We start from the raw sequence: 3,752 nt of genomic DNA, 5'->3' as shown, positions 1-3,752 counted from the left end.
CTCCAGCACAATGTCGGCGCCCTCGGCCATCTGCGCCTGGTGATTGCTCCTCAGGATCGGCAAGCCGTCCTCGCCGGCAAGGATGAGGTAGCCGCCCTCGCGAAAGCCGATATCGGCGTCATCCCCGAACTCTTCCTTCAGCCGCCGGAACAGCTTCAGCGTGAACTGCGACAGGCGGATGTTTTCCGGGATCGAGAATTGCTGGCGGATCGAGGCCATGGACAGCGTCGTTGCCGCATGCGCGAATTGCGGATCACGCTCGACCAGCGCGATCGTGCCGGAAAACCCTTGCTCACGCAGGTAATAGGCGACCGAGGAGCCGACGATGGCTCCGCCGATGATGACGATGTCGTAGCGCATGTTCTCTCCGATCCGGCCGATAGTGTCCTTCACGCCACCGGCAGAATGACCTCGAAGCGCGTGCCGCGCTCGCTGTCAACCAGCGCGATCATACCATCATGCGCTTTCAGGAGGGCCAGCACGATGCCAAGCCCCATGCCGGTGCCGCCCTGTTCGCGCCGCGTGGTGAAGAACGGCTCGAAAATGCGCGCCCGGTTGCTCGGCGAAATGCCGGCACCGTCGTCGCTGACCAGGATGCTCGCCTTGCCGCCGGCGCTCGTAGCGGAGACAGAAACCTGCGTCGCGCCATGCCTGGCCGAATTGTCGATGAGATTGGCCAGCACGATAGCCGCGTTCTCGGCCGATATGCGCAATCTGATGTCGCCGCCGGCCCCGATGCTAACCGTGAGCCTGCTATCGACGGGCAGCAGCGACAGTGCCGCACCGAGCGATGTGCTTTCGCCGCTCGGCGCCAGGTTTTCGGCGCGCGCCAGGTCGAGCAGGCGCCGCACCAGCAGATTGAGCCGCCCCGCATCGGTGACGATATTGTTGGAGAAACGCCGCCGCTCCGCATCGTCCATCGCGCCACCGGAATCGCGCAGCAATTCGGCCGCGCCCTGGATCGCCGTCAGCGGCGATTTGAGCTCATGCGAGACATGTGTGGCGAAAGTCTGGACCGAGTCCGACCGTGCCTGAAGCTTCTCGGCCATGTCGAGGAAGGCTGCGGACAGCTCCGCCATCTCTCGCGTGCCGTGGTGGTCGAGCGGCCGGATCGCCGTGCGGTCGCCGGCGGCGATGCGCTCGGTGCGGTCGATCAGCGCATAGATCGGCCGGCTGACGGTGCGCAGGAAGATGAGACCGATGAGCAGCGTGCCGCCGAGAATGGCGATCGCCGCCAACGTCACCTTGCCGCGTTCGCCATAGAGATGCTTGATGATGTTGTTGGGCGTCCGCGACACATAGACGACGCCGGCGACCTGGCCGTCGACAGCGACCGGCAGGGCGACGAAGACACGCACCTTGGTGCCGCGGCTGACCGAATAGAGCGGTGGCGTCGGCTGGTCGGGAATGCGCAGCCTGAGCGCGCTGGCATAGTGGCCGGCAAGTGCTGTGCGCACCTCTTCGACCGCACTGAGCGACTGGCCGACCTCGCCGCGCCCGGCAATGACGACGCCCCGGGGGTCGAGCAGCCGGAAGCCGGCCAACGTGGTTTTCTGGGTGGCGTCGAGGATGCCGGACAGGCGCGCGCCGATCACCGCGAAGGCGGGATCGACGATCACCGGCATCGCCGCCGGCCGGGTCGGCAGGACATAATCCGAGGCAAGATCGAGCTGCGGTTCGATTGGCCTGTAGAGCGGGTCCGGATTGACGCTGCGGCTTGAATCCCCACTTGGCTCCGGCATCGGCGCACCGAGCTTTTCCGGTGGGATGCCGGCGTCACGTACATCCCGCGCATAGATGGCGGCGATGGCAGCGCCTTGCGCGATCAGCTCCGCCTCGGTCTGGCGGATCAGCTGGTTCTCGTAGAGGCGGAAGAAGAACAGGCCGACCAGTGGCAAGGCCATCACCATGATCAGGATGGCGACGACGACCGTGGCAAGCCGTGGCCGCCATTTGCGGCCGATCCATTTGCTGGAGGCCGTCAGCCGCATCGGCCAAGCCGGAAGCCGACGCCATGCACCGTCTCGATGACATTTGGGCAACCCACGGCTGCCAGTTTGGCGCGGATGTTGCGGATGTGGCTGTCGACGGTGCGGCCGGCGACGTGGATGTTTGCGGCATAGGCGCTGGCCGTCACCGCGTCGCGGTCGAGCACATGCGCCGGCCGCGCCAGGAACCCCTTCAGGATCGAGAACTCTATTCCTGTCAACGATAACGGCTTGCCGTCGAAGCTGGCGGTATGGCTGGCCGGCGCCAGAGCCAGTTTGCCATGCGAAAACTGCCTGTCGTCGGCCGGTTCGGGCACCGCCGGGCGGGCGCGCCGCAGGATGACGTTGACGCGGGCAACCAGCTCGCGCGGGCTGAATGGTTTCGTCACATAGTCGTCGCCGCCCATTTCGAGCCCGAGGATGCGGTCGATCTCCTCGTCGCGCGCAGAGAGGAACAGCACCGGCACATCGGATATGTGCCGCAGCCGCCGGCAGACCTCCAGCCCGTCCATTTCCGGCATGCCGATATCGAGCACGACGAGGTCCGGTGCCCGGCGGCCGATTGCCTGCAAGGCGGCGGCACCGTCGGCCACCCCTGTCGTTTTCATGCCGGCCTTCTCCAAGGCAAAGCAGATCACCTCGCGGATGTGCGGGTCATCGTCGGCGACGAGGATGTGATGCGGCATGGATCAGCGGCCCGGCATGGAAGGTTCGATAGCGGAGGGAATCACGAACGGCTCCTTGGTGTCGAGATATCGAAGCAGCCGCCAGTCGCGAAAGCTCCAGGCCCGCCAGTTCTGCTGGATAGTTCGATACCAGATTTCGTCGCTGCCGCGCACGCCGGCCAGTTCGCGGACAGTGCCGGCGGCCGCCGTCTTGCCCTGGTGCTCGAGGAAGCGATCAAGCGCGGGAAACGCGCCCGGACCGAGCGAGTGAAGATACCAGGCGTCTAGGGGAATGCCCTGGCCGGTCATTTCGAGGGAATGGTCGACATTGTAATTGGCGATCGTTGCTGCGAAATTGATGAAACAGCCGGCATAAAGCGTCAGGGATAACGTCAGAAGATTGGCGGACAGCAGCCATTCGTTGGATTTTCTAAGCGCGATGCGGGCAATGATCAGGGCAAGGCCTGCTGCCACCAGCCCCATCCAGACAAAGGCGGCGACGCGCCAGTAGGTCAATGCATAGATGCCGACATAGAGGTCGAGCCGCAGGATCGACGAGATGACCAGCATGATGTTCTGCGCCACCCAGACATAGACCAGCCGGCGGATCAGCGGATCGGCCGAGGTTTCGCTGCCGGGTCGCAGCGCTGCCAGCACGAAGCCGGCGGCAAGCAGTGCCGTGACGATCAAGGGATAGGCGCCACGATGCGCGTAGGAGGCGTAGCTCAGCCCATCGGGAAGCGCTGCCCCGCCCCACAGATAGGCGGCGTCGAGCGCCGTCTGCAGCGCAAACAGGATGTTGAAGACGATCAGGGCGCGCAGGATGGCGGCCTTGCCGAACAGGATGTCTTCGATGGTGGTGGCGGTTTTGCCGGCTTGAGCGCTGACCGCCGGCAACGCGCGCGGGATGCGGCGAACCAGGCGCGGCATGCGCGGTCGCAGAAAAGCCCAGACAGCGGCGAGCACGAACAGCCAGAAGGCAATCCGCGCCAGCTGGATAAGATCGAGCAGCCTCACGAGATCGATCAGCGACAGCCAATAGTCGATGACCGGATTGGCGGCACCGAACAGCGCCAGGAAGACCGCCCCCAGCGTCAGC

At 65.1% G+C, this 3,752-nt stretch carries 4 protein-coding genes; all 4 read right to left on the bottom strand.

Features of this window, described 5'->3' with window-relative positions:
- A partial coding sequence (locus tag EN879_RS27365) for an FAD-dependent oxidoreductase (RefSeq protein WP_164774609.1) occupies window positions 1–360 on the bottom strand: 360 nt, incomplete at its 3' end.
- A gap of 29 nt (window positions 361–389) precedes the next feature.
- Window positions 390–1,991, bottom strand: coding sequence for an ATP-binding protein (locus EN879_RS27360; protein ID WP_063169569.1), 1,602 nt, complete (start codon window positions 1,989–1,991; stop codon window positions 390–392).
- On the bottom strand, window positions 1,982–2,674 hold the full coding sequence (locus tag EN879_RS27355; protein ID WP_063169570.1) for a response regulator transcription factor: 693 nt from the start codon (window positions 2,672–2,674) through the stop codon (window positions 1,982–1,984). The genes EN879_RS27360 and EN879_RS27355 overlap by 10 nt, the downstream gene beginning before the upstream one ends.
- 3 nt (window positions 2,675–2,677) lie before the next feature.
- On the bottom strand, window positions 2,678–3,752 hold a 1,075-nt coding region (locus tag EN879_RS27350; RefSeq protein WP_127274359.1), incomplete at its 5' end, for a DUF4173 domain-containing protein.

The organism is Mesorhizobium sp. M7A.F.Ca.AU.002.02.1.1 (genome assembly GCF_003998535.1).
GTDB classification, from domain to species: Bacteria; Pseudomonadota; Alphaproteobacteria; order Rhizobiales; family Rhizobiaceae; genus Mesorhizobium; species Mesorhizobium ciceri.
This window is presented reverse-complemented; position numbering and strand designations above follow the sequence as displayed.